This is a genomic window from Aeromonas sp. 603607, from assembly GCF_049171595.1.
GTDB lineage: Bacteria > Pseudomonadota > Gammaproteobacteria > Enterobacterales > Aeromonadaceae > Aeromonas > Aeromonas veronii.
Window position 1 is genome coordinate 144,708 of the sequence record NZ_JAAKOV010000009.1, and the last position, 26,671, is coordinate 171,378.

The 26,671-nt window shown below is 60.3% G+C and carries 14 protein-coding genes and 1 tRNA gene; 6 read left to right on the forward strand and 9 right to left on the reverse strand.

All coding sequences use genetic code 11. The features are described 5' to 3' along the window. Positions 1–13 precede the first annotated feature (13 nt). The gene (locus G5315_RS10750) at positions 14–946 is read right to left on the reverse strand and encodes a LysR family transcriptional regulator (RefSeq protein ID WP_227343088.1); all 933 of its coding nucleotides are present in this window, start codon (positions 944–946) and stop codon (positions 14–16) included. 520 nt (positions 947–1,466) lie between these two features. On the opposite strand from G5315_RS10750, the gene G5315_RS10755 reads away from it, so the two are divergent. Continuing rightward, a complete protein-coding gene (locus tag G5315_RS10755) occupies positions 1,467–4,568 on the forward strand; it encodes a hypothetical protein (protein ID WP_421333019.1) in 3,102 nt (1,033 codons plus the stop codon). A gap of 96 nt (positions 4,569–4,664) precedes the next feature. Here G5315_RS10755 and ruvC read toward each other — a convergent pair whose 3' ends face one another. From ruvC to G5315_RS10780, 5 genes are all read right to left on the reverse strand, one after another. Then, positions 4,665–5,186, reverse strand: a complete 522-nt coding sequence (gene ruvC / locus G5315_RS10760; RefSeq protein WP_005334512.1) for a crossover junction endodeoxyribonuclease RuvC — start codon at positions 5,184–5,186, stop codon at positions 4,665–4,667. 115 nt (positions 5,187–5,301) lie between these two features. Then, positions 5,302–6,351, reverse strand: coding sequence for an efflux RND transporter periplasmic adaptor subunit (locus G5315_RS10765; RefSeq protein WP_421333013.1), 1,050 nt, complete (start codon positions 6,349–6,351; stop codon positions 5,302–5,304). A gap of 15 nt (positions 6,352–6,366) precedes the next feature. Beyond that, positions 6,367–9,429 (reverse strand): efflux RND transporter permease subunit, encoded by a 3,063-nt coding sequence (locus G5315_RS10770; RefSeq protein ID WP_421333014.1) that lies wholly within the window; start codon positions 9,427–9,429, stop codon positions 6,367–6,369. Positions 9,430–9,595: 166 nt separating this feature from the next. Then, a complete protein-coding gene (locus G5315_RS10775; RefSeq protein ID WP_421333015.1) occupies positions 9,596–11,935 on the reverse strand; it encodes an acyl-CoA dehydrogenase in 2,340 nt (779 codons plus the stop codon). 48 nt (positions 11,936–11,983) lie between these two features. Next, positions 11,984–12,637 (reverse strand): TetR/AcrR family transcriptional regulator, encoded by a 654-nt coding sequence (locus G5315_RS10780; protein WP_042020647.1) that lies wholly within the window; start codon positions 12,635–12,637, stop codon positions 11,984–11,986. A gap of 469 nt (positions 12,638–13,106) precedes the next feature. Between G5315_RS10780 and G5315_RS10785 the strand changes: the two genes are divergently transcribed. Further along, positions 13,107–13,847 carry a phosphatase gene (locus G5315_RS10785; RefSeq protein WP_421333020.1) on the forward strand — a complete coding sequence of 247 codons (741 nt, stop codon included), beginning with the start codon at positions 13,107–13,109 and terminating at the stop codon, positions 13,845–13,847. 89 nt (positions 13,848–13,936) lie between these two features. Next, positions 13,937–14,012, forward strand: a tRNA-Thr gene (locus tag G5315_RS10790). 40 nt (positions 14,013–14,052) lie between these two features. Here the strand turns inward: G5315_RS10790 and G5315_RS10795 are convergent. After that, complete coding sequence (locus G5315_RS10795; protein ID WP_421333016.1) at positions 14,053–15,249, reverse strand: ROK family protein; 1,197 nt, start codon at positions 15,247–15,249, stop codon at positions 14,053–14,055. A gap of 119 nt (positions 15,250–15,368) precedes the next feature. On the opposite strand from G5315_RS10795, the gene G5315_RS10800 reads away from it, so the two are divergent. From G5315_RS10800 to G5315_RS10810, 3 genes are all read left to right on the forward strand, one after another. Continuing rightward, positions 15,369–18,647, forward strand: a complete 3,279-nt coding sequence (locus G5315_RS10800) for a DUF5107 domain-containing protein (protein ID WP_421333017.1) — start codon at positions 15,369–15,371, stop codon at positions 18,645–18,647. Between the two features lie 81 nt (positions 18,648–18,728). After that, complete coding sequence (locus G5315_RS10805; RefSeq protein WP_227341020.1) at positions 18,729–20,180, forward strand: sugar porter family MFS transporter; 1,452 nt, start codon at positions 18,729–18,731, stop codon at positions 20,178–20,180. Beyond that, a complete protein-coding gene (locus G5315_RS10810) occupies positions 20,177–21,034 on the forward strand; it encodes an aldose 1-epimerase (protein WP_227341019.1) in 858 nt (285 codons plus the stop codon). Before G5315_RS10805 ends, G5315_RS10810 begins: the two co-directional genes overlap by 4 nt. 95 nt (positions 21,035–21,129) lie before the next feature. On the opposite strand, the gene fdhF is transcribed toward G5315_RS10810, so the two are convergent. Continuing rightward, positions 21,130–25,296, reverse strand: coding sequence for a formate dehydrogenase subunit alpha (gene fdhF, locus G5315_RS10815; protein WP_421333018.1), 4,167 nt, complete (start codon positions 25,294–25,296; stop codon positions 21,130–21,132). A 481-nt stretch (positions 25,297–25,777) separates the two neighbouring features. After that, entirely contained in the window at positions 25,778–26,212 is a 435-nt protein-coding gene (locus G5315_RS10820) for a hypothetical protein (protein ID WP_416034160.1), read from the reverse strand. Between the last annotated feature and the right edge of the window lie 459 nt (positions 26,213–26,671).

A 26,671-nucleotide genomic window follows, 5' to 3' on the forward strand; every position in this document is an offset into this window, starting at 1 on the left:
GGTTATTGCGGGCTCAGAAGGTGGCGATCAAGGGGCTATTGCAAGTGACCTGAGCCTGAATGTCTTGGCACAACATCTGAATGTGGGGCTCATCGTTCTTCTCGCGAGGGATATAAATACCGATAGTCCCCTTGTTGTACTCTTCGCCCATATTCAGCTGGCTAATACCGAATCGGGAAAAATAACCGGCCATACTCACCGGATAAGGCATGACAGCATTGCTGTTATTGACAATATCAATGCTGGTGAGCAGGGAGTTGCTGCTATAAATGATTTTGTCATTCAATTTCATGGCGGCGCGTTCCTGCTTTTTTCTCGCCAAATCATCGACCAGATGCAGATATTTATCCTCGTCCGGGGTCACCAGCAGGCTCGGATAATCGACCAGATCCTGCTTGCTGCATATTTTCCCTGTGAGGGGATGGCCCGCTCTGACAAATACCCCATCGTGAGAAATAAATAGCGGGATAAATATCAGGCTGTAATTTTTGGCCAGCCCGTGAATTTCATGTCCGAGAAACAAGTCGATATGATTGCCCAACAGCAGATCGAGCAGACGCAGATGGTTGCCGACTTCAATATTGATGGCGCAGGATGGGTTGGCCTGTTGATAGCGGGCGGTGACAGGCTGCAATACCGGTTGCCACCACGCATGTCCGGTGCCCACGTTTAGCGGTCGTGCGGCTCGCTCGCGCAGGGTAGCAAGCTGCCTGAGTGTATCATCGTAGATCCGCTGCATCATGCGAGCCTGCTCCAGCAGCAGCTCTCCGGCAGCGGTGAGCGTCACGCCGCCCGCGTGCCTGACCAGCAAGGTCGTTCCCAGACTCTCCTCAAGTTTTCTCATGTTGTGTGTCAGCGTCGGTTGGCTGAGCCCCATTTGCCTGGCTGCCAGACTGACATTTTTGTGGGTGGCCACTTCAATAAATTGTCTTAGATGCTTGTCCACGAACATGGCGTCCGGTCATGGGCGGGTGGTGCGCCAAGCTAGTGTAATCACCCGGGGCTGTCAATTATTCCCCTTTACTGACTGGCTATTTTTATGTGGCTCCCTTCACGTTGTATTCAAATCGTTTTTACCGCTTGATAGCCGGTTTGGTGCGGTGGATCACGTAATTTCATCTGGTTATAGATGTTATCTATGCCTATTGGGTTGCAGTCTATTTTTCTGGTGAATGTTGACCACGTAGACTGGCAAAAACAGTTTTACTCAATGCTGTTTCAATAACAAAACAAAAAAGTAACGAAGGGAATATATGAAAATTCGTCCATTGGCATTATCCGTGGCGTTATGCTGCGGCGGGGTTCTTTTGTCCGGTTGTAACGACAGCGCATCCAGCGGCAACGATGACGGGGCCAAACCCGAGGTGAAGGCGCCCTGGAATTTTGATCTCTATATGGTCGGTGAGTTTAGCGGCTGGGGTCGTGAGGAGAAGTTCAAACTGACCTTCAAGGATGGTGTCTATCGTCTGGACAACCTGAAAATGAACTCGGGTATGTCCCCGTTCAAAGTGGCCGGGCCCGAGTGGACCAAATATCCCGATTTCTCTGCGGATTCCCGCAAGGAGACCAGCATCTTCCCCGGTCAGGTCTATCCCATGTACTACCAGAACAACGGGCAGAACAACCGTCTGGTGGTGACGGAAAAGGGGTTGCTCGACATTCAGGTCAAGGTGACCAATGCCGATCTGGCTGCACCGGCCATCGAGTTTTCCATGGTGCGTGATGACCCCAATTACAGCGAGAGTCTCTATCTAAAAGGGATTGATGGCAATCTGGAGCCTGTCCTGCAGACGGTCTATCAGGGGGACAAGCAGTATGTGATGGTGGCCAAGCTGACTGTGGGTGAGCACAAGATAAAGATTGCCTCCGCTCAGGAGGGGATCGGCTTTGGGCTCAATGGCGTCATTGCATTGAACAACCCGGTCAAGATGCAGCGCTGCGATGCTCAGTGCCAGCTGGCAACCGTGCGGGTAGAGCAGGAGGGGTATTACAAGTTCCTGCTGGATGCCAGCCAGGATGAGAATGCTCCTCTGTTGCAGGTCAGCGTTGCAGGCGATAGTGATTTGGGCATGATCAATCCCCATGAAGGGCATGAGCTGATCGAGAAGCGCGAGTATGAGACCTATAAGCCCGGAGTGACGGAAACGGCCACCTTCTCGGTCAAGCGGGCCAGTGACGAGTATCGTAGCTATGCGCAGTCGACCACTCAGGAGTTGCGTGATCCGGGTGATAGCTTTACTACCTATCAGGAGCAAGCGGATCTGCCCCGCCTGCGCTCCGGCAACATGGTGTTTGATGCCCTGTTTGCGCTGGCTACCCACGAGATGCGCCAGAACAGCGTGGCTCAGGTCAAGGATGGCAGTTACAACGGGGGTCAGGCGATCCCGTGCGACTGTTTTGAAACCGGCGCCAAGTGGCATTACGTATGGACGCGGGATCTCTCCTACGCCACCGATCTGGGGCTGGGGGCGCTTGATCCCATGCGTGCGCGCAACTCCCTGCGCTTCAAGCTCTCTGATTTCAGAGCCGAGCTGACAAGCGATCTGGACAGCTTGATCCCGCAAGGACGCCAGATCATTCAGGATACCGGTACCGGGGGCAGCTGGCCCATCAGTACCGATCGCATGAGCTGGGCCCTGGGGGCCGAGCGGGTGCTGGCTGCCCTGCCTGATGCCGAGCGCCGCGCGTTCTTGCCCGATGTCTTTGAAGGACTGAGCAACACCATAGAGAGTGATCGTCTGGCCGCCTTCGATAGCGCAGATGGTCTCTATGTCGGCGAGCAATCCTTCCTCGATTGGCGCGACCAGACCTATGCCAAGTGGATCACCGCCGATATCGCCCACATCGGCATGAGCAAATCTCTCTCCACCAACGTGACCCACTATCAGGGGTTGCTGCTGGCCGCGCGGGTGGCGGGCGAGCTGGGGCACGATGAGCTGGCGATCCGCTATAACCAGTGGGCGGGGGATCTGAAGCTGGCGATTAATCGCGCTTTCTGGCTGGCGGACGAGAAGATGTATGCCAGCCTGATCAACACCACTACCGATCAGAGCCCGGCCTACAAGTTCGATCTATTGGGGGAATCCCTCGCCATTCTGGCCGGTGTTGCCGATGAGGCGCAGGCCAAAGAGATCATCAGTCGCTATCCCATGGGCCCTTATGGCGCACCGGTCTACTTCCCGCAGCAACCCGATATGCCGGTTTACCATAACCGCGCCATCTGGCCCTTTGTCTCCGCCTACGGGCTGAAGGCGGCGGCCATGGTGCAGAACGTTGCCGTGGTCGATCACCATATCGACTCCCTGATGCGCGGTGCCGCGCTGAACCTCTCCAACATGGAGAACCTCGAGTGGCTCTCCGGCCAGCCCTCCCTGATGGATCTGGCCCATCCCGATTTGACGGGACCGGTGATCAACTCCCAGCGCCAGCTCTGGTCTGTCGGGGGCTACCTTGGCATGGTGACCGACACCACCTTCGGCTACAAGGTGGAAGAGGGGGGGATCCGGATCAAGCCGTTTGTCACCGCTCACTTGCACAAGCTGATGGGGGCCAAGCCCGAGGCTGCACTCAAGGGATTGAACTATCGTGGCAAGCAGATTGACATAGTGCTGCAACTGCCGGAGCTGGGCGGGGAGGGCAGTTACTATCCGGTGCAGAGCGTGACGCTCAATGGCGTTCCGGTGGGGGAGCAGATCAGTGAAAATATGCTGTCCCCTGGCAACCGGATTGAGGTGACGCTCGGTGCCGCCGTGGCTGATGATCAGGGGATCCGCCTGATCAAGGATGTGGCGCCGCTGGATGTCGAGAACCGGCAGGTGTTTGCACCGACCGAGCCGACCCTGCTCGGGGTTAGCGAGCAGAGTGGCAAGCTGGTTGTTGCCCTGCAGGATAGTGTCAACAAGGGGGCGCTCAGCTACAACATCTATCGGGATGGCAAGCAGGTGGCCTCCGGGCTGGATCGTGCGACCAGCTGGGTCGACGACATGGTGCTACAGCCGGGCCAGGCCTATTGCTACAGTGCCGAGGCGGTCTATCCGGAGTCCGGCAACCGCTCCCATCATGCCAAGCCGGTTTGCTATCAGCCTGCGCTGCAACATATCGCCATCGATGCGGCCAACGTCTCCCATACCGGCAGCGTGAGCGCCGCCGATGGGGCCATTCCCGTCCCTTACCTCAAGGATTGGGGCCGCCCCGACGACAGCCTGCTGGTGCAGGGGGTCAAGCTGGATGGCAAGCACGCTATTCGTTTGCAATACAGCAATGCCCTGCATGCCATCAATCTGGGGGTGACCAACGGGGTGAAACGGATCTCGGTGCTTGGTGGTGGCAAGGTTGTTGCCAGCGGCATGGTGCAGATGCCCCATGTGATGAAAGAGGGCGACCTCAAACCGTTGCGTGACTCGACGCCGTTCGTGGTGGATCTGCCCGCCGGAGAGTATGACATTCGGGTGAGCGATTTTTACAACATGAGTTACCTGAAGGCGAACGACACCTACAACGATGCAGGCGGTCAAAAGGGGGCGGTCAATCTGATCGATCTCGCCAGCATCACCGTCTCGGCTCGCTAGGTAGCCAAACAAAACGGCCAAGCAAAACCGCCCCGGAGATCCGTGGCGGTTTTTTTATTTAGCGATACCGAGAGGAGCCGTGGGGGATACAAGGGCTCAGCGATAGCGGCCACGTACCGAGCTGCTGGCGCGGCCGGCCATCTTGATCAGGCTCTGGCGGGTGTGCAGGTGGCAGAGCGCGACGCCGAGGGCATCTGCTGCATCCGCCTGCGGGGTGGCGGAGAGTTTCAGCAGATGGGTCACCATATGCTGCACCTGCTCCTTGGCGGCACCGCCGGTGCCGACTACCGCCTGCTTGATCTGGGTGGCGGAGTATTCGCTCACCGGCAGGTAGGCATTGACTGCTGCGACGATGGCGCTGCCCCGGGCCTGCCCCAGTTTCAGGGCCGAGTCGGCGTTGCGGGCCATAAAGACCCGCTCGATGGCAAACTCGGTGGGTTTGAACTGGGTGATGATCTCGCATACCCCGTCATAGACCTGCTTGAGGCGCTCCGGCAGCTCGCCGCAATCGGTGCGGATGCAGCCAGAGCCCAAGTATTCGGCCTTGCCGCCCACGACCCGGATAACCCCGTATCCGGTGATCCGCGATCCCGGATCGATGCCCAAAATAATGCTCATGGGTGTTGATTGCTCTAAACGCGAGTGATGGCCGCCAAGATAGCAAACTGTGGCCCGTTTGGCTGTATGTCCCGGGCCAAGCGGGTAAAGATTGGCCAGCCTGCGTCGGGCGTGGTTAGCCCTTGAACAGCGCTATGGTGTCGCCATCCTGCAGGCTGCCGGCACCGCGTACCACCACCCGGTCCCCCTGCTTGAGGGCGCCGCTCACCGCCACCTGCTGGCTGTCGCCAAACAGCACGGTGACCGGCACCCGATTCACCTTGAGCGCCTTGCCGCTCTGCGCCACTTGATAGACCACACTGCCATCGGTGCCGAGCACCAGGGCGTCCCGGGGCAGCAGCATGCTCTGCTGATCCCCCAGTGGCAGGGCAACCCGCACCGGCGAGCCGATGATGAAGGTGCCCGCTTCCGGTTTGAGGCGCAGCTCGATGAGGCGCGACTTGGGATCGGCGCTGGCGGCTCGCTGGTAATAGACGCCGTGACCGCTCAGCTGCTCCCCCTCCACCCGCAGCCGGGTTTGCGGCGCCAGCTGTTGGGCCCAGAGGATGGGGGCCTGCAGGCGGATATCCGGCTGATCCGGGTTGACCAGCTCCAGCGCCTGCTCGCCCGCGTCCACATGCTCGCCGGGCTGGATGAAGTGGTTGTTCACCACCCCGTCGAACGGGGCATAGATGTGGCTGCGGCGCAGCTGTTCTTCAATCTGGTTCACCTGTATGGCGGCCAGCCGCTCGGCCAGCGCGGCCTGCTCCACATCATAACTGGCCTTGTCATACTGGCTCTGGGAGGCGCTCTTTTGCTGGTGCAGTCGGATGATCCGTTGGGATTCGGCGCGGGCGAAGCGCAAGTTGCTCTGCCATTTCGCCTGCTCGGCGCGAGCTTGCTCCAGCGAGAGGCGCAGTGCCGCGCTGTCGAGGCGCAGTAGCTCATCCCCTTTTTTGACCCGGCTGCCAAATTCGGCGATCCACTCCACCCGGCCGCTCACTTCGGCACTGAGCGCTGCCTGCTGACGGCTCGCCACCGTGCCGCTGACCCAGATATTGGCGGCCGCATCCCCTTGGGTCACATCCGCCAGGGTCACCATCTTGCCCTGATCGGCCAATACCGGTAGCGCACTGCCTGCAATCAGCGCAGCGCCAGCCAACATTCGGGTAATCATATGTGTCATCGATGAGCTCCTTGCTCAGGCCCGCTGGCGCAGGGGTTGTGGGATCGCCACCTGCTCCCCGAGACGCAGGAAGGCAGGCAACAGGATCAGGGTAAACAGGGTGCTGCAACTCATGCCGCCGACAATGACGGTGGCGAGCCCGCGGTAAATTTCGCTCCCCTCGCTCGGGCTCAGCATCAGCGGCAGCATGCCGAAGATGCTGGTGAGACTGGTTATGGCGATGGGACGCATCCGGCTTTGCAAGGCATCAGCTACCGCCAGTTGACGGCTCATACCGTCCCGCTCGGCGGTGCGGGTCTGATGCACCAGCAGGATGGCGTTGTTGACCACCAGTCCCAGCAGGATGACAAAGCCGATGATGGTGAGCAGGTCCATCGGCAGCGGCACCAGCAGCCCGCTCAGTTGCAGCGCCAGCACGCCGCCAACCGAGGCAAGGGGCAGGGTGAGCAGCACCAGCAGGGCATCCTTGATGGAGGCAAACACCCCCCACAGCAGCACCAGCAGGATCACCACAGCGAACAGGAAGATGGTCCCCAGATTGTCGAGCGCCTGTTGCAGGCTGTCGGCATTGCCGGCAATGCGTAGCTCGCCACCAGCGGGCAGCAGGGGGCGGATGGCGGCAAAACTGCGGTTTTTCAGGGTGTCGATCACCTGCTCCATGGTCATGCCCGCCGGGGGCGCTATCTGCAGGATGATGCTGCGCCGCCCATCGGCCCGGAAGATACTGGCCGGGCCCATGTCGTGCTCTACCCGCAACAGTTCGCCAAGGGGAACGATGCGCCCGGAGGGAGTGGCCAGCGGCACTGCCTTCAGTTCGTCCGGATTGGCGGAGCTCTGCCCCATCAGCATGATGTCGAGCCGATCCTCGCCATCGAAATACTCGCCGACCCGCAAGCCGTCGCCAAAGGTCTGGATGATGGTGGGCAGGGGCGTGCGATCCCAACCCACTTCGGCGAGACGCCGATCTTGCGGCACCAGTTTGAGCTCGGGGGCGGTGAAGTCGAGACTCGGCTCGGGCCGGATCTGTGCTCCCGGCAGGTCCTTGCTGAGGATCCCCATGCTGGCTCGGGCCGCCTGATAGAGCTCGGGCAGGTTGCCCCCCTGCAGCAGCAGGGAGACGCCGTTCTCGCTGTCAAAGCCGCCAAACAGCGACCCCTGACCGCCGAACACCCGGGTGTCGGGAATACCCACCAGCAGCTGCTTCATCAACAGGCTCTCCAGCTCCTTGATGCGGGTCTCGTCCTTGGGGCGCACGCCAATCTGGGCGCCCCCCGGGTAGCGCAAGATGTAGTAGTTCTTGAGGGCTGGCTCTTTCTCTCCCTTCATGTAGGGGGCGAGGCGGGCGATCAGGGTATCGATCACCTCTTCGCGCTGGGCCTTGAGGTTGACCCCAGGGGTGAAGTTCATCCAGACATCCACCGCGTCCCGTTTCACGTCCGGCAGATAGTCCATCTTGGGCAGCAGCACCCAGGTGGCCAGTGCCGGCAGACTCATCATCAGGGTGATGACCGTCCAGCGCTGGCGTGAGGTCGAGGTCCAGCGGATCACGTGACGGGTAGTGCGCTGCCACAGCGACTCATAGGGGTCTGTCAGCATTTCACGCCCCATCCAGCGCGCCGCCACCGCTGGCAGCACGATGACGGCGACCAGCATGGAGACCGTCACGGCGCAGGCGATGGTCAGCGCCAGATCGGCAAACAGCTGACCCTCCACATCGTTGAGCAGCAGCACCGGCAGGAAGATAGCAACCGTGGTGAGGGTGGAGGCGACCAGCGCCGTCCACACCTGACGGGTGCCTTCGAGCGCCGCCTCCGCCTTGCTCAAATCCCCCCGCTCGTGGCGCCGGTAGATGCTCTCCAGCACCACGATGGCGGCGTCGAGCACCATGCCGACGGCAAAGGCGATGCCCGCCAGCGAGATGATGTTGAGGGTGCGATCCATCACCTTGAGCAGGCAGAAGGTGAGCATGATGCTGATGGGGATGGCGAGGGCAATCATCAGGGTCGCCTTGAGCTGGCGCAGGAAGAGCCAGAGGATGGCGCAAGAGAGCAGCACCCCGAGCCCCAGGTTGGCGGTGACCATGCTGACGGCGCGATTGATGTAGAGGGAGGCATCGAACGACTGCTCCATGTGCAGCCCGACCGGCTCCAGCACCTCGCGGTTGAGCTCGTTCACCCGAGCCTTGATCGCCTCAAGGGATGCCAGGGCATTGGCACCACTCTCCTTGAAGATCTGGGCGGCGATGGCGGTATTGCCGTTCTGGATCCGCAGCACCGGGTTCTCTTCCCTGGCCACCCTTACTTCTGCTACATCCCGCAGATAGATGGGCAAGCCATCGCGCCAGTCCACCACCTTGTCCCCCAGCGTCTCGACATCATAGCGACCGGCGAAGCGCAGCTTGTACTCCCAGCGCCCGATGTCGAGGGTACCGGCCGACACGTCCCAGCCGGTGGTGGCCCGGCTGGCCAGCACCGGGATCTCCACTCCCAGCTCGGCGGCGCGATAGGGGTCGAAACGGATCTGGATCTGGCGCTCGTTGATCCCCTCGATCGAGACTGTCGAGACCCCTTCGATGCGCTCCAGCTCGGGTTTGACCCGCGCCTCGATCAACGCCTGATGATCATCGATCACCCCTTTGGCGCCGGGCAGTTGCTGGATGAAGAAGAAGGTGAGGGTGTCGTTGCTGCTGTAGTTGTTGACGTAGGGGCCGCCGATCTTGTCCGGCAATCCCGAGACCCGGTTCAGTCGCGAAATCACATCGAGTTGGGCCCGCTGCATGTCGGTGCCGAGGGCAAACTCCATGTCGATTTCGGTAAAGCCGGGATAGCTGTTGCTGACAAGGCTCTTGAGCCCTTGCACCCCCTGCATCTCCTGCTCGATGGGGTCGGTGATCTCCGACTCCATCTCCTGGGGAGAGGCTGAACGCCAGCTCACCGATATGTTGAGGTGTGGACGGTCGATGTCGGGGAACAGCTGGATCGGCAGTCCCCGGATGCTGAGCAGGCCCAGCAGGAAAATCAGCACGATCGAGACCGCCACCCAGATGGGGCGTTCGATCGCCGTTTTGGCGAGGTTCATTCACTCTTCCTGAGTTGTTGTTATCGGCCATTCCGCTGGCCTTGCTTCCAAAGCCCCTGCAAAGGGACTCAAGCATTTAACTGGAATTCGCCCAGATTGTAAATGCATGGTTAACAAACAAAAAAACCGGCCACGAGGGCCGGTTTGGGGCAGGTTTGCAAGGGGATCAGGCGGCGTGATCGACCTTGTTTGGCTGCTTGTTTGCTTGCTGGGAGAAGCCTTCCAGCTCGCCCGGGGCGAAGTTGTCTACCTGAATCGCTTCGTAGCGCAGGGCATCGGCGGCCAGCAGTTTGTCCGCTTCGTCCTTGCTCAGGATGGAACCGGCCAGTGCGGCGGCAACCAGCTCCGGCAGCGCCAGTTTGCGGGGCAGTTTGCCCTCTTTCTGGGCCTGCACCAGCTTCTTCTCGTAGGGCTGCACGGCGACCATGGCCTGGAAGGCACGCTCCATCAGACCGACCGGATCCGCCTCGTCTTTGCCCACATAGCAGAGGGCGGTCAGACGGTCGCGGAACTCGCCCGGCTTCATCATGGCCAGACAGATGGCGTGGCAGCGATCGTCGGCCGGCATCTTGTAACCGACGCCGAACGGGAATACCACACGCTTGAGTACGGCACCCACCACCTTGTTCGGGAAGTTCTGGAAGAAGCCCTCGAACGCCTTGCCAATCAGGTAGAGGTTGCGCTCCACCGCGTACTGCACGAACGGCAGGTCGGAGACCATACGGCCCTGATCCTCGTAATGCTTGAGGGTGGCGGAGGCCAGATAGAGGTGGCTTAGCACGTCACCCAGACGGGCGGAGATCATCTCCTTGCGCTTGAGATCGCCACCCAGCATCAGCATGGAGACGTCGGCGCACAGGGCCAGCCCTTTACTCATGCGGGAGAGCTGCTTGTAGTAGCGAGCGGTTTCGCCTGCTACCGGTGCGCTGTTGAACTGACCCAGAGTCAGCCCCTGGAACAGGGAACCGAAGAAGTTGCCGGCGCCGAAGGCGATGTGTTTCATCAGCAGGGCGTCAAACTTCTCGAGACCGCGTTCCACGTCGGTATCGGCCGCCGCTTCCAGCTCGGCAAACACGTACGGGTGGCAGCGGGTAGCCCCTTGCCCGAAGATCATCAGGTTGCGGGTCAGGATGTTGGCCCCTTCCACCGTGATGGCGACCGGAATACCCATGTAGGCGTAGCCGGTGTAGTTTTTCGGGCCCAGCTGGATGGCACGACCGGCGTGGATGTCCATGGAGTCATCCATGATCTGACGCGCCATTTCGGTCATGTGGTACTTGGAAATCGCGGTGACGATGGCCGGTGCCTGACCCAAGTCCAGGGAGCCTGCGGTCATGCGACGGGCCCCTTCCAGCTGATAGGTGAGGCCACCGATGCGTGCCAGCGCCTCTTGCACCCCTTCAAACTTGCCGATGGACATGCCGAACTGCTTGCGTACATAGGAGTAGGCGCCCACGGTGCGGCTCGCCATGTGACCGCAAGCGGTGCCCAGGGCAGGCAGCGAGATGCCGCGACCGGCGGAGAGGCATTCGACCAGCATGCGCCAGCCGCGACCGGCGTAATCCGGGCCGCCGATGATCCAGTCGAGCGGAATGAACACATCCTTGCCGAAAGTCGGGCCGTTCATGAACGCCAGACCCATGGGGTAGTGGCGATCGCCGACGCGCACGCCGGGGTGGCTGGTGGGGATGAGGGCACAGGTGATGCCGAGCTCTTCCTTGTCACCCAGCAGTTTTTCCGGGTCATAGAGTTTGAACGCCAGCCCCAGCACGGTGGCGCGCGGCGCCAGGGTGATGTAACGCTTGTTCCAGTTGAGGCGAATACCCAGCACCTCTTCACCCTTGTGCATCCCTTTGCAGACGATCCCCTTGTCAGGAATGGCACCTGCATCGGAGCCCGCTTCCGGCCCGGTCAGGGCGAAGCAGGGCACCTCTTTGCCATTGGCCAGCCCCGGCAGCCAGAAATCTTTCTGGGCCTGGGTGCCGTAGTGCATCAGCAGCTCGCCTGGGCCTAGGGAGTTCGGCACCATGACGGTGACCGCCACGCTCAGGCTCTTGGTGGCAATGCGGGTGACGATGGTGGAGTTGGCAATCGCCGAGAATTCGCGGCCGCCGTAGGATTTCGGGATGATCAGGGAGAAGAAGCCTTCCTTCTTCAGATAGTCCCACACCGGCTCTGGCAGGTCTTTGGTTTCGTTGACGATCTTGAAGTCATCAACCATGGCGAGCAGGGTTTCGACCTGATTGTCGATAAAGGCCTGCTCCTCTGCGGTCAGCTCGGCCTTGCCGTAGCCGTGCAGTTTTTTCCAGTCGGGGTTGCCGCGAAACAACTCGCCATCCCACCAGACGGAGCCAGCTTCCATGGCCTCCCGCTCGGTAGCTGACAAGGGCGGCAGTATCTTTTTGAAGATGCCGAACACCGGACGGGTTACCACCTTTTTACGGATGGAGGGTACGCCGAGCACAACGGCTATCGCCAGCACCAGCAGGACAAGCAATGTGATCATACCGAAGTTCCTTCTATTTCACTGTTTCCGTTGATTTATTGTTGGTTGTTACACGGCCAGGGAGAGCCTGGTCGACTCCACGGGCGCCCCGACTCCGGACGCCAGATAAGGAATAACGTTGCGCACCAGCCCTTCCACATCGAGCTGCTGGCCAAAGTCGGCCAGGGCGATGTCGCGCAGGGCATCGGCAGAGGCCATGGTGAATACGACGGTGCCCAGGGTGAAGTGCAGGCGCCAGAAGAGATCCGCTGGCGACAGGGCCGGATTGGCCTTGGAGATGGCCTGGGTGATCCGCATCAGAATGGGGCCGTAGTGGGCGGTAATGAAGCGGCGCAGGTGGCCCTGGCTGTCGATATAGCCGCGCCCCAGCAACTGCATGAAGATGGCCGGGCCGTTGGCCCGCACCGCCGAGAGCTTCATCAGCGGCTCGACGAAGCTTTCAAAGAGTTGCAGCAGGGTCAGCTGCTCCTGCTCCATCAGTACCCGCAGGCGGGCATCAAGATCCGGCATGAACAGGCTCAGGTAACGGTCGAGTACTGCCTGGATCAGCTCCTTTTTGGAGCCGAAGTGATAGTTCACGGAAGCCAGATTGACGTCGGCCTCACTGGTGATCAGACGCAAAGAGGTATCGGCGAATCCCCGCTCGGCAAACAGCACTTCAGCGGCGTCGAGAATACGGTTTTTGGTATCGATTTTACTCACTGGACACCTCACTTAAACGAATGTTTAAAAAGTACGTTTCATAACGTGAAGTGTCAAGAGAATGTGAATGAGTGTTAGCGGAATGTTTTTCGATGAAAAAAGCAAAGTGGGCGGAACTTAGTCAAAAAGCAGGACTCTATATCTATGCCACTGCAATTAAACATTAAGTCTCGCCCAACCTGCACCATGCTAGTTGGGCCTTTTTTTGCGCGTTTGTTACCGGTTTGCGGCTTGCAGGCAAAAAAAAACCGCCGCAGGGCGCGACGGTGGGGAAAGTGAGTTCGCGTCATCCTGACGGCAAACTGTCGATGCGAGTTCAGGCATGTATCGACGGGGGCAGTATGCCAGCCAGAGCCCCTCAGACTATGTCAGCTTCGCGGTATTTTGTGACAAAGTGTGGCAAGCACTGGCGTGGCCCAAGCTGCCGCTCTTTGCTATGCTGCCCTTTCAAAATATGAGGGGAGAGAAGATGAAGTACCCGGTCGATACCCACACTCACACCATTGCCAGCACCCATGCCTACAGCACCATCCACGACTATCTGCCGATAGCCAGGGCCAAGGGGATCAAGCTGTTTGCCACCACGGATCACGGGCCCGAGATGGCCGATGCCCCTCATGTCTGGCACTTTGCCAACTTGCCGATATTGCCAAGAGTGGTGGATGGGGTAGGGATCCTGCGGGGTATCGAGGCCAACATCAAAAACCTGGAGGGGGAGATCGATTTTCCCGAGCGTTACGAGTCGCGTCTGGACATGATCATGGCGGGCTTTCATGAGCAGGTATTCCCTCCCTGCGATCAGGCTACCCATACCCAGGCGATGATCAACGCCATCAAGAGCGGTCGGGTCGACATGATCAGCCACCCGGGCAACCCCTCATTTCCCATCGACATTCAGGCTGTGGTCAAGGCGGCTGCGGACTATCGGGTGGCGCTGGAGATCAACAACTCCTCCTTCATTCACTCGCGCCCGGGTAGTGAAGGCAACTGCCGCGCCATCGTTGAAGCAGCGCGAGATCTGGGGGCCTATCTCACTTTCGGCTCCGATTCCCACGTGGCATTTACTCTTGGCGATTTTGACCACTGCCACCGTCTGGTGACCGAAGCGGGCTTCCCGCAAGAGCGGATCCTGGCGCGCTCCCCCCGCGCCCTGCTCGAATTTCTCGAAAGCCGCGGCCGTGCCCATATCCCCGAGTTTGCCGATCTGTAAATCGGGCTCTAACATCATGAGCCAACTCATAAAATCGAGCTGGCTCAATTGACTTGCCGGTTATTTTTTATGAATGTGGAGAGCAACAAGCCGGTATAGCTCAGTTGGTAGAGCAGCGCATTCGTAATGCGAAGGTCAGGAGTTCGATTCCCCTTATCGGCACCAGATCGTGAGGGCAGGTTTCATTTGTGAAACCTGCCCTTTTTTACATGGCTTTTGCCAAGGCTCGCTCCACATAGAGATAGCCAATCCCCATCACCTGCTGGGCGCGGCTGAGCTGGCCGAAACGGATATGGGTGGCGTTGACCGCATCGCTGCAGTCGAACGGGTTGGCGCCGGTCTGACTGACGATGGTTTGCAGCCAGGTTTCACCAAAGTGGCAGCTGCGGCCATAGAGCCAGATGCGGTTGATGTTGAGGATATTGAGGAAGTTGTAGAGACTCAGGCCAATGGCGCGGGCCCCTTCGTCCACCAGGGCGCGGATCATTGCATCCCCCTGATGGTAGAGCGTGAGCAGTTGGGCGGTATCCAGCTCTACACCAGTCTGCGCCGGGTTGTCGGCACTGGCTTGTTGTTTGAGAAAGACCCGGGCCCGTTTCTTGATGGCAAACAGCGAGGCGACTGTCTCCAGGCAGCCATAGCGGCCGCAGGAACAGGCGCTGCCGTCCGGATTGATGATGGTGTGGCCTATCTGGCCGCTTCCAAACAGGGCGCCCCGGTAGGTCTGGCCGTTGATGATAAAGGCCGACCCGATGCCGTAATCGACGTTGATGACGCAAAAATCCCCGTTTCCTTCCCGGCCCTGCCACTTCTGGGCCAACGCCAGCATGATGCAGTCGTTATCCACCATCACCTCGCAACCCAGTAGCTCCTCCAGCAGATACTTGAGCTCGACCGGCGCGTGCCAGGGGGCTTGCGGCATGGTTTGCGACACCCCGGTCGCCGGGTTGACCTGACCGTGTACCGACAGGGCCAGCCGGATCGCCAGTCCCTTGTGGCGGCGCTTGTGCTGGTAGTAGTGCGCTTCAATCAGGTGCAGCAGCTCATCGGGGGTTTGTGGGGCAATCTTCTGGTCGCTGAACTCATCCAGCGGGGTGATCAGGTTATCCACCAGGATGCTCTCCAGATGGGTGGGGCTGATATTGAGGCAAAGAATGGCCCCCTGGCCGCTGGCAATGCGGTAGCTGCCGCCATTGATGCCGCGCTGGGAGAGGTTCTGATCGCTGTGGCTGATGGCGCCATCGGCCACCAACTCGTCAAGGATCTTGCTGACCGCCGGAATGGAGAGCTCGCAGTGGCGCGCCAGGGTGGACTTGCTCGCCTCTTTTAACTGATAGAGCAGGGCAAGCAGCACCTGCTTGTTGTGGTGGCGGACCTTCTGGTTGTTCAACCCTATGCTCATCGCTTCACTAAACTCCGCTTACTGTATTGCGTGATCTTTCAGCAATTAATGCAGGTTTAACCATTCTAATCTGGTCTCATTGAAAACTTTACTAACAAATGTTGAGTGAGGCGAGATTAATGAGAGCTGATGTCAAGGTCTGGGTAGAGACCATCTCACTGCCGACCTACGAGGTAGGCGCCGAAGATACCAACCCCATGTTTCTCGAGAAGCGGGTCTATCAGGGCTCCTCGGGGGCTGTCTATCCCTATGGGGTGATCGACACCCTCACCGGCCAGAAGCAGATGAAGTCCTATCAGGCGGTCTGGCTGGAGAACGACTTTATCAAGGTGATGCTGCTGCCGGAGCTGGGGGGGCGTATCCACCGTGCTTACGACAAGGTGATGAATCGCGACTTCGTCTATTACAACGAGGTGATCAAACCGGCGCTGGTGGGGCTGGTGGGGCCCTGGATCTCCGGCGGCATCGAGTTCAACTGGCCCCAGCACCACAGGCCCACCACCTTTATGCCGGTGGATTTCACCATTACGGAGCGGGAGGGGGGCGCCAAGACCGTCTGGCTCGGCGAGGTGGAGCCGATGCGTGGTCTGCAGGTGATGGCGGGCTTTACCCTCTACCCCGACAAGGCGCTCATCGAGATCACTGGCAAGGTGTTCAACGGCAACGACACGCCGCGCCACTTCCTCTGGTGGTCCAACCCGGCGGTGAAAGGGGGCGATGCCCACCAGAGCGTCTTCCCGCCCGATGTGACCGCCGTCTACGACCACGGCAAGCGCGACGTCAGTGCCTTCCCCATCGCCCGCGGCACCTACTACAAGGTGGACTACTCCGCCGGGGTCGATATCTCCCGTTACCGCAATATTCCGGTACCCACCTCCTATATGGCGGACAAGTCTGACTACGACTTCGTCGGTGCCTACTGCCATGACGAGCAGGGCGGCCTGTTGCACGTGGCGGATCACCACGTTTCACCGGGCAAGAAGCAGTGGAGCTGGGGCAACTGTGACTTCGGTCTGGCCTGGGATCGCAACCTGACCGATGACAACGGCCCCTACATCGAGCTAATGACCGGGGTCTATACCGACAACCAGCCTGACTTTACCTGGCTGGATGCGGGGGAGGAGAAGGTGTTTGTGCAGAACTTCCTGCCCTACAACACCCTCGGCACCCTGCAAAATGCCAACACCCGCGCCGCCATCAAGCTGGAGCGCAGCGATGACGGCCTCGTCTGCGGAGTCTATGCGGTGGCGCCGCTTTGCGGGGCCCAGTTCGAGGTAAGTGACGAGAGTGGCGTGCTGTTCACCCAGATGCTGGATCTGCAACCGGGTCAGGCCTGGCTTGAGCCGTTCGCCATCACCAGCGAGGGACGTTTGCAGGTACGCCTGCTGGATGAGCAGGGCCAGCCGATCCTGAGTTATCTCGAACACCTGCCTGCGGGCGAAGCCCTGCCTGATCCGGCCACGGCACCGGAGCCGGCCGTCAATCTCGACTCAATCGATGAGCTCTATTTCATCGGTCAGCATCTTGAGCAGTATCTGCACGCAAGCCGCTCGCCTTTTGATTACTACCTGCGGGCGCTTGAGCTCGATGGTGGCGACTACCGCTGCAACCTGGCGCTGGCGACGCTGGAGTACAACCGCGCCAACTATGAGCCAGCGCTGGCCTACGTCAATCAGGCGCTGACCCGTGCCCATCGCCTCAACAAGAACCCCCAGTGTGGCAAGGCCAGCTTGCTGCGCGGCCACATTGAGGAGCGTCTGGGTCAGTTCGATGCTGCCTTCGATGACTTTTACAAGGCGACCTGGAGCGGTAACTGCCGCGACAGCGGCTTCCTCGGGCTGGCTCGCATTGCCATGGTACGCCGTGACCCCCTGCAGGCGCTGCCCTTTGTCGAGAAGAGCCTCGCGGTCAACGGTACCCACTATGGCGCCATCGCCCTCAAAGGGTTGGCGCTGCTGGAGTCCGGTCAGCGGGCGGCGGCCCTCACCTATATCGACGAGCAGCGTGTCCGTTATCCACTTCACTATCAGCTGGCCTTCCTGCGCTGGCTGGCAAGCGAGCAGCCGACCGATCTCAAGGCGCTGCGCACCCTGTGCAACGGGCGCGGAGTGAATCTCTGCTTCCTGGCAAGCGATCTGCTGGCATTGGGACGTCCCGAGCTGGCGCAGCAACTGCTCTCAACACTGCCGGTGGAGGAGACCCTGCCGCTGCTGTTCCAGGCTGCATTGTTGCCGGAAGGTGAGGCGCAGGATGCCCTGCTGGCGCGAGCCGAGCAGGCCTTTAGCCGCAAGGTGCGCTTCCCCAATACCCTTGGCGAGGTGGCCATGCTGGCGCAACTGCCACACAGCTGGTTTGCCAGCTACCTGCTGGGCTGCTTCCACTACAGCAAGCGCAGCTACCCGCAAGCCATTGCCCTGTGGCAGCAGGTGTGCGAGCTGGCGCCCGGGTTTGCCCCAGCATGGCGCAACCTTGGCATCTATCACTTCAACAAGAGCGGCGATCCGGTGGCGGCCGAGCAGTGTCTGAGCCGGGCCTTTTCCCTCAAGCCGGATGATGCCCGTTTGCTGTTTGAACTGGATCAACTGCACAAGCGCTGCGCCATGGCGCCAAGCGAGCGGTTGGCGCTGCTGGAGGCGCATCGTGAGGTGGTCCTCAAGCGCGACGACCTGACCGCTGAACTGCTCAGTCTCTATCACATCACCGGCCAGCTGGAGGCGGCGGCAGAGATCTTGCGGCTGCGCGAATTCCACCCCTGGGAGGGGGGCGAGGGTAAGGTGACCGGTCAGTACCTCATCAATCAGCAACGCCGGGCGTTGGCGTTGATGATTCAGGGACGCCACGAGCAGGCTATTCCGTTGCTGCAACAGGCGTTGCACTACCCCCTCAATCTGGGAGAGGGACGTCTGGTTGGGCAGACCGACAACGATATCCATTACCTGTTGGCGCTCTGCCATCTGGCCTGTGATAACCAGAGTCTGGCGGCCCAGTGCCTGCAACTGGCCTGTCTGGGTCAGGGGTCGCTGGGGGCCAGCCGCTACTACAACGATCAGCCGGTGGATTATCTCTTCTATCAGGGTATGGCGCTGGCACGTCTTGGTCGGGTTGCGGAGGCGCAGCGTCTCTTTGAAGGAATGGTCGGCTGGGCCGAGCAGGCGATGGGCGAGTCGATCGAGGCGGACTTCTTCGCCGTCTCACTGCCGGATCTCATCGTGCTGGATGACGACCCGCAGCACAAACATCGCCAGCACTGTCTGCTGGTCAGAGCACTCGGTCTGTTGGGGCTGGGTCAGCGGGATGGTTGTGAACAGACCTTGCGAGAGCTGCTCACCCTTAACCCGGCTCACGACAAGGGACACCTCTTTGCCCTGATCTGCCGCGAGCTGTCACTCCACTCATAACTCTCATAACAAAAACCGGCGCCCCGCCACGGTGAGGGGCGCCACTGCACCCTACAATCGACAAGATAGAAAGGATGAGTCATGGAACGCACGAAAAATCAATTGGATACGAATGGGCTCAATATGAGCTACATCTGGATGATCTGTTTGGTGGCCGCCTGCGGTGGCCTGCTGTTTGGTTATGACTGGGTCGTGATTGGCGGGGCCAAGCCCTTCTATGAGGCCTATTTTGCCATCACGGATCCGGCCCAGTCCGGCTGGGCCATGAGCTCGGCGCTGGTGGGCTGCGTGCTGGGGGCCGCCATCTCCGGCTGGTCAGCCGACCGCTTTGGTCGCAAGAAGCCGCTGATCCTGGCCGCCATCCTCTTCACCATCTCGGCGTGGGGCACGGCTGTGGCGAGCAACTTCGATCTCTTTGTGGTTTATCGCATCATCGGCGGGATCGGCATCGGCCTGGCCTCTGCGCTCTCGCCCATGTACATCGCCGAGATCAGCCCGGCCAACAAGCGCGGCAAGTTCGTGGCCATCAACCAGCTCACCATAGTCATCGGTGTGCTGGCGGCTCAGCTGGTGAATCTGATGATCGCCGATCCGGTGGCAAGCAATGCGACTCAGGCCGATATTCTGGCGACCTGGAATGGTCAGTCCGGCTGGCGCTGGATGTTCGGTGCCGAACTGGTACCTGCGTTGGCGTTTCTGGTGTTGATGTTCTTCGTGCCGGAGTCGCCGCGCTGGTTGGCCAAAGATGGTCAGTATGAGAAAGCCTCCCGCATGCTCGGCAAGATTGGCGGGGATGCCTATGCCAAGCAGACCCTGGCCGATATCCGCCAGACTCTGGTGGGCGAGACCCACAAGGTCTCGCTGGCGGAGCTGGGCAAACCCTCGGTGCGGCCGATCCTCATCATCGGGATTGTACTGGCAGTCTTCCAGCAGTGGTGCGGCATCAACGTGATCTTCAACTATGCGCAGGAGATCTTTGCCTCCGCCGGGTTTGACATCAACAGCACCCTCAAGTCCATCGTCGCCACCGGTCTTATCAACTTGCTGTTTACCCTGATCGCGCTGCCCATGGTGGACAAGATTGGCCGCCGCAAGCTGATGCTGATTGGCTCGGCGGGACTGACCATTATCTACGGCATGATGGCGGCGGCCTACGCCACAGGCGTACTGGGGCTGCCAGTGTTGCTGCTGGTATTGGCGGCCATCGCCATCTATGCCTTGACGCTGGCGCCGGTCACCTGGGTGCTGCTCTCGGAGATCTTCCCGAATCGGGTGCGTGGGCTGGCGATGTCGGCCGGTACGCTGGCGCTCTGGATCGCCTGCTTCGTGCTGACCTACACCTTCCCGCTGCTCAACGCCGGGTTGGGGGCTGCGGGCAGCTTCCTGCTCTATGGCCTTATCTGTTTTGCCGGTCTCATCTTTATTTATCGCAAGGTGCCTGAGACCAAAGGGGTGACGCTGGAGGCACTGGAAGCCCAACTGGCCCAGGGCAAGGTCGAACTGACGCCAACCAAGGCGAGCGCCTCGGCATGACGGTTTACACATTGGGCAACCCGCATCTTCGGATGCGGGTCTCTGCACAAGGGGCCTGCCTGCTGGGTCTGGAGGATGAGCAGGGGCGCCCGCTGTTGCGCGGCACTGACCCGGCGCAGCCCTGGCATCCCGGCCAGAGCGCGCTGTTTCCCATGTTGCCGCTGGCCAACCGGGTCGCAGGCAACCGTTTTGAGTTGTGGGGGGAGGAGCATCGCTTGCCAGAAAGTCCCGTCGATCCCGACTTCTTCCTGCATGGCGATGGCTGGTTGCAGTCATGGCAGTGGGTGGCGGGTTCTACCAGTTCGGTGACGTTGCAGTTGACCAGCCAATGCGGCCCTTTTCACTATCTTGCGGAGATAGACTATCGGCTGCATGGTGCGAGCCTGGTGGCGCGGATCAGCCTGACCCATCTCGGGGAGAGCCCCTGTCTCTACGGCGCGGGTTTTCACCCCTTCTTCTGGCGCGACGAGCAGACCCGCATCCGTTTTCTGGCGAGCGGCGTCTGGCAAGAGGGAGCAGATCATCTGCCGATCGACTGGTCGAGCAGGCTGGCGCCCCATCACGATTTTCGCCAGTGGCAGCGCCCGCAAGGGTGGCTCAACCACTGTTACGGCGGCTGGCGTGGTCAGGCCGAGCTTGACCATCCTGCCCGCCAGCAGCGGCTGCTGGTTTCAAGCGAGTGTGCCTTCCTGATGCTCTACCAGACCGATGAGGGGAGTGGCTTCGTTTGTCTGGAGCCCCAGAGTCATGCCGCCAATGCCCACCACCTGGCCGGTCACCCCGGTTTGCGGCTACTCGCCAGAGGTGACCGCATGAGTATCGGGATGACCCTGACAGTGGCGTCCGGGGGCTGATAATGATCTGGCTTGTGGTATTGGTGAACGCAAAGAGCCACCCGTCGGGTGGCTCTTTTTATTGCGGATTATCCTGCCTGTTACCTGATCTCCGGTCAGGCTATCTCCATCTCTGGCTGTGGTGTCGAGGTGTGTTGGCTGGTCAGCTTGTCGATGCGCACCGCAGCTACCTTGAACTCGGGGATCTTGGCGTGGGGGTCGGTGGCATTGATGGTGAGCCGGTTGGCCGGGGCTTCGGCAAAGTGGAACGGGATAAAGACCACGCCCGGTTGCATCCGCTTGGTGACGAAGGCGGGCAGTTCGATATGGCCGCGGCGGCTGGTGACCTTCACCCGCTCGCTGTTGCTGATCCCCAACCGCTGCGCATCCACCACGCTCATCATCACCCGTGGCCCAGCCAGCTTGTCGAGCCCCTTGGTCTTGCGGGTCATGGTGCCGGTGTGGAACTGCTCCAGCAGGCGGCCGGTGGTGAGCACGATGGGATAGGTCTCATCGGGCAGTTCGGCGGCATAGCGGAACGGGGTCGCGACCATCTCCCCCTTGCCACGGGTGAACTGCTTGCCGTGGAGCAGGCGAGTGCCTTCGGGCGCCGCGTCGTTGCAGGGCCACTGTAGCCCTTGTGCTCCCACCTTGTCCCACTGGATGCCGGCGTATTGCGGGGTGACTTGGCAGATCTCGGCGGTGATCTCCTGCGGGTGTTGATAGCGCCAGTCGCCGCCCATTGCATTGGCAATCTGCTGGATGATCCACCAATCCTCCCGTGCTTCCCCCGGCGCCTTGAGGGCGGGGGAGATGCGCTGTACCCGCCGCTCGGTATTGGTGAAGTGGCCGCTCTTCTCGGCAAAGGAGCAGGAGGGGAGCACCACATCGGCTAGCTGGGCAGTTTCGGAGAGGAAGATATCCTGCACCACCAGAAACTCCAGCTGCTTGAGCCCCTCGATGACGTGATGCTGATCCGGATCGCTCAGCACCGGGTTTTCACCCATCACATAGAGCCCCTTGATGCTGCCCGCGCAGGCGGCATCGATGGTCTCGGTGAGGGTAAGGCCGGGCGTGCGCGGCAAGTCTGGCTGCTGCCAGGCTGCCACGAAGCGGGCATGCACCTCGGGGCTGGCCACCTTCTGATAGCCGGGCAGGCAGTTGGGCAGCGCCCCCATGTCACAGGCGCCCTGCACGTTGGATTGGCCCCGCAGCGGGTTGATGCCACCCCCTTCGATGCCGATGTTGCCGCACAGCAGTTGCAGGTTGGCGATGGCCCGCACGTTGTCGTGGCCGGTAGTGTGCTGGGTGATCCCCATCGAGTAGTAGATGGCGGTGCGTTCGGCGGTGCCGATAAGGCGCGCGAGCTCGATCACCTGCTCGGCCGGTACGCCGGTGACGAGGGCGACCTTGTCCGGTGCATAGGCGGGGGAGAGCACCTCCGCTTGCAGCGCTTCGAACCCTTCTACTCGTGCGGCGATATAGGCCTTGTCGTGCCAGTCGTGCTGGATGATCTGCTGCATCAGGCCGTTGAGCAGCATCACGTCGGTGCCGGGTCGGTGAGCCAGATAGAGGCTGGCATGGTCCGCCATCTCGATCCGCTTGGGATCGGCCACCACTAGCCGCGCCTTGCCCGTGGTGACTGCCCGCTTGATATGGGAGCCGATGATGGGGTGGGCCGCCGAGGTGTCGGAGCCGATGATGAAGATGAGATCCGAGTGATCAATGCTCGGGATGTCGTTGGTCATGGCGCCGCTGCCGAGTGACGCCTCCAGCCCGGTGACGGTGGAGGCGTGGCAGAGCCGCGCGCAGTGATCCACGTTGTTGGTGCCCAGCTCCCGGCGCATGAACTTCTGGAACAGGTAGTTCTCTTCGTTGGTGGTTTTGGCCGACGAAAAACCCGCCAGTGCATCGCTGCCATAGCGTTTTCGCAGGGCTGTGAAGCGCTCGGCCACCAGAGCGATGGCCTCCTGCCAGCTGGCGGGCACCAGCTTGCCATCCTTGCGGACAAGCGGTGTGGTGAGGCGCTCCTCGCTCTGGATAAAGTCAAAGCCGAAGCGTCCCTTGACGCAGAGCAGCCCCTGGTTGACCGGCGAGTTGCGATTTCCCTCCACATAGCGGATGCGGTTGCGCGCCTCATCGACATAGAGGGTGACGCCGCAGCCGACCCCACAGTAGGTGCAGATGGTATTGACCGGCGTGAGCAGTTCGGTGCGCCCCTGTGATTTGTCGCGGGCATCCACCAGGGCGCCGGTGGGGCAGACCTGTACGCAGGCGCCGCACAGCACGCAGTGGGAGTCGCCCATCGAGAGTCCCGTGTCGAACTGCGGCCGGTTCGAGAGGGTACCATCGCTGTTCTTGGCAAAGCGCAGCACACCCTGTACCGCCTGCTCACCACAGGTCTGCACGCACTGGCCGCAGCCGATGCAGCGGTTGGCATCAAAGACGATAAATTCGCTGCTGTTATCCACTGCAAACTTCTGGCATTGACTGGTATCGAGAGCGCTCTGATCGACCTTGTATTCGGTGGCGTAGTCGCGCAGTGCACACTTGGTGTTGGCCTGACAGCCACACTCGAGGCAGCGGCTGGCCTCGCTGCGGGCATGCTGGTCACTGAGGCCGCGCTCCACCTCGGCAAAGCTGCCCTCGCGATCCTTCTCTGCCAGATGGGGCATGATGGTGCGGGCGACTTTTTTCAGGTGAGCAAACTGGGCGAGATCGACCTGCTTGAGTGTGGGAGCCTTGCAGGCGTTGAAGGGCCGCACCGGGTCGATCATGTCACCGTGGAGGAACTGATCGATGGCCAGCGCCGCCTTGCGGCCATCGGCGACCGCCTCGATGGCGGTGGCGGGCCCGCGGCGCAGATCGCCGATGGCGAACAGGTTGCCGTGGCCGCTGTGCATGGTCTCGGGGTGGGACTCCAGCGTCTGCCAGCGAGTGAAGGGGAGGGTGAGGGGCTCCCCTTCCATAAAGCTCAGATCCGGCTGCTGCGACACTGCCGCAATCACGGTATCGAACTCTTCGATGAGGAATTCGCCGGTGGGCTCGGGGCGGCGGCGACCGGAGGCGTCCGGCTCGCCGAGGGCCATCTTCTCGAGACGCACCTGACAGACGCGACCACCCTCATCGGCCAGATTCTCCACCGGATTGGTGAGCATCATGAAGCGCACCCCTTCGTGCTCCGCCTCGTCGATCTCGTAGGCTTCGGCGGGCATCTCGGCGCGGGTGCGGCGATAGATAAGGGTGGTTTCTGCTCCCAGCCTGACAGCCGTACGGGCGCAGTCGATGGCCGTGTTGCCGCCGCCGATCACCGCCACCTTCTTGCCGGTGGTGAGCCGCTTGGCCAGCATCCGATCTTTGAGGTAATCGACCCCGAGATAGCAACCGGCCAGGGTGCTGCCCGGGTAATCCATCGGCACCGCCTTGGATGCGCCGACGGCCAGACAGACCGCATCGTAGTCGCGGCACAGTGCCGAGAGGGTGATCTGGTTGCCCAGTCGCTGTTGGGTGTGGATCCGCATGCCACTTTGGCACATCAGGCCGATCTCCTGATCGAGGATCGCCTTGGGCAGCCGGTATTCGGGGATACCGTAGCGCAGCCAGCCACCCGCTTCGGGCATCGCCTCGAACAGATCGACCTCGAACCCTTCGTAACCCAGATAATAACCGCAGGTGAGACCGCCCGGGCCGCTGCCGATAATGGCCACCCGCTTGCCCTTGGCGGGCTTCTTGGCTGGTTGATAGGGGGCAATCTCGGCCAGATCGAGATCGGCGGCGTGGCGCTTGAGATGGCGAATGGCCAGTGGCTCATCCACCAACGCGCGGCGGCACTCCGCCTCACAAAAAGCGGGGCAAACCCGGCCGATGGAGAGAGGCATCGGCAGGGTCTGCTTGATGACTGCCATTGCCGCCTGGTGATCCCCCATGGCGATGTGGTGCAGATAGGATTGAATGTCCACCCCGGCCGGACAGGCGCGCTGGCAGGGGGCTTCGCAATCGGCGTAGTGATCCGAAAGGATGCGGCCGAGCGCCTGCTGGCGGTGGGCGCGCAGGGTATCGCTTTGGCTGGTGATCACCATCCCTGCCTCGGGGCGCGTCTCGCAGGCGCGGCGGATGCCGAGACCGGCAATCTCGACCACGCAGAGGTCGCAGGGGGTCTTGGGGCCGCTGGTGTTGTCACCGCACAGGGAGGGGATGTCGATCTGGTGCTGTTTGGCTATCTGGAGCAGGGTTCTGGTCGGGTCAACCGTCAACTGAGCCCCATCGAGGGTGATGGTGATCATGGCGTCATAAACTCGCTTTCAAGGCGCAGAAAATGCTGCATCTGGCGGAGCCAGCAGGGGAAGCGACAGGGAGGATCGCTTGGTATCTTCTCACCATACCAAAGACAGTATGCAACTTTATTTGATTTAACTCAGGTTCTTTGCCTAAAAAGAAAACGATTTCAATGGTGGTGATATCCGTGGAGGACGCTCTGGACTTTGACTACCTATGTTGAGTTAAAACATCGCATTTCCTGCACTTTTATGGCCATTAAAGCAACCGTAAGCTGTATGTGATATGGAGATTACTCATGATGGCACGATGAGGGATATCCTAAAATATGCAACTTTTGTTTCGGTTTGTGGCGCAGGGCAAGCGACATTGGAAATAGCCGAACTGGCTGCACCTTGCGATCGGAAAAATGAATACAGATATGGCTCTGGATGGGCCATCTGATGAAAATTGCCGCTGGTCACCGTTTTGCTGTACTGAGACCTGATGTTACAACTCCAACTCAATGATTGGGATCTCCCAGCGCTCGATGCATATCTGGGGTTGATACTCTTCTTTCTCCTGTTCTTTACGTCGTTCCACCAGAGCAATCACTCGGGCTTCACGGATGCTATTCATGTCGAATTTCCAGGTCTCTTCGCCGAGCAGGGAGAGGCGAGCTATTTCGTGATTCTGGTGATACACATGAAGCTTGTTGTTTTTATCGGGAGCGATACGCACGGCATCGCCAACCTTTATCTGACTGAGCAGGCGGTGGATAGGATGAGTCTCGCTATTGCGTCCGGCATAGCCCAACACCAGTTGCGACATACCCATCATGGCGAAGCGGCGTAGTCTGTCCGGTCGGGTTGCGTTAGGTCTCTGCACGTAGCAGTGGGAGGCGATCAGTGGAATATGGGGGTTACGTTGATCGTGGCGAGCCATGAGAACCAGCCTTTCGATAGCACGAGTCATCCCCAAACAGGGCCACGACATCAGTCGAGTTCATTAATAGCCATCTCCATCTGGCGTTGACCTCTCATGGCGATAATAAGTGCCAAGAGATCAGTGAGTTGGACAAATATTACCCGAAATGTTGAGCGGTGGCATCATTCAGAGCCCTCTGGCCGAGCTTCTTTTGGCTGGCATCCCGTTTTTGTAAATGCCTCTGCCCCCTTAATCGTTCATGTCTGTAAAGTGTCGTCCTTGTCATAGTCAACCCACTGATCTTGTGAGACTATTTCCCTTTATTTTCCGATTGGAACGCATTGTGTCCCTCGACTACTACCAGCGCCACGCCACCGAATTGGCGGCCCGTTACCAACAAGTATCTTCGCGCACTGTTCATTGCGACTGGCTCACTCTGCTGGAGCCTTGGCTCGTGGCGGCGCCGCGCCGGTTGCT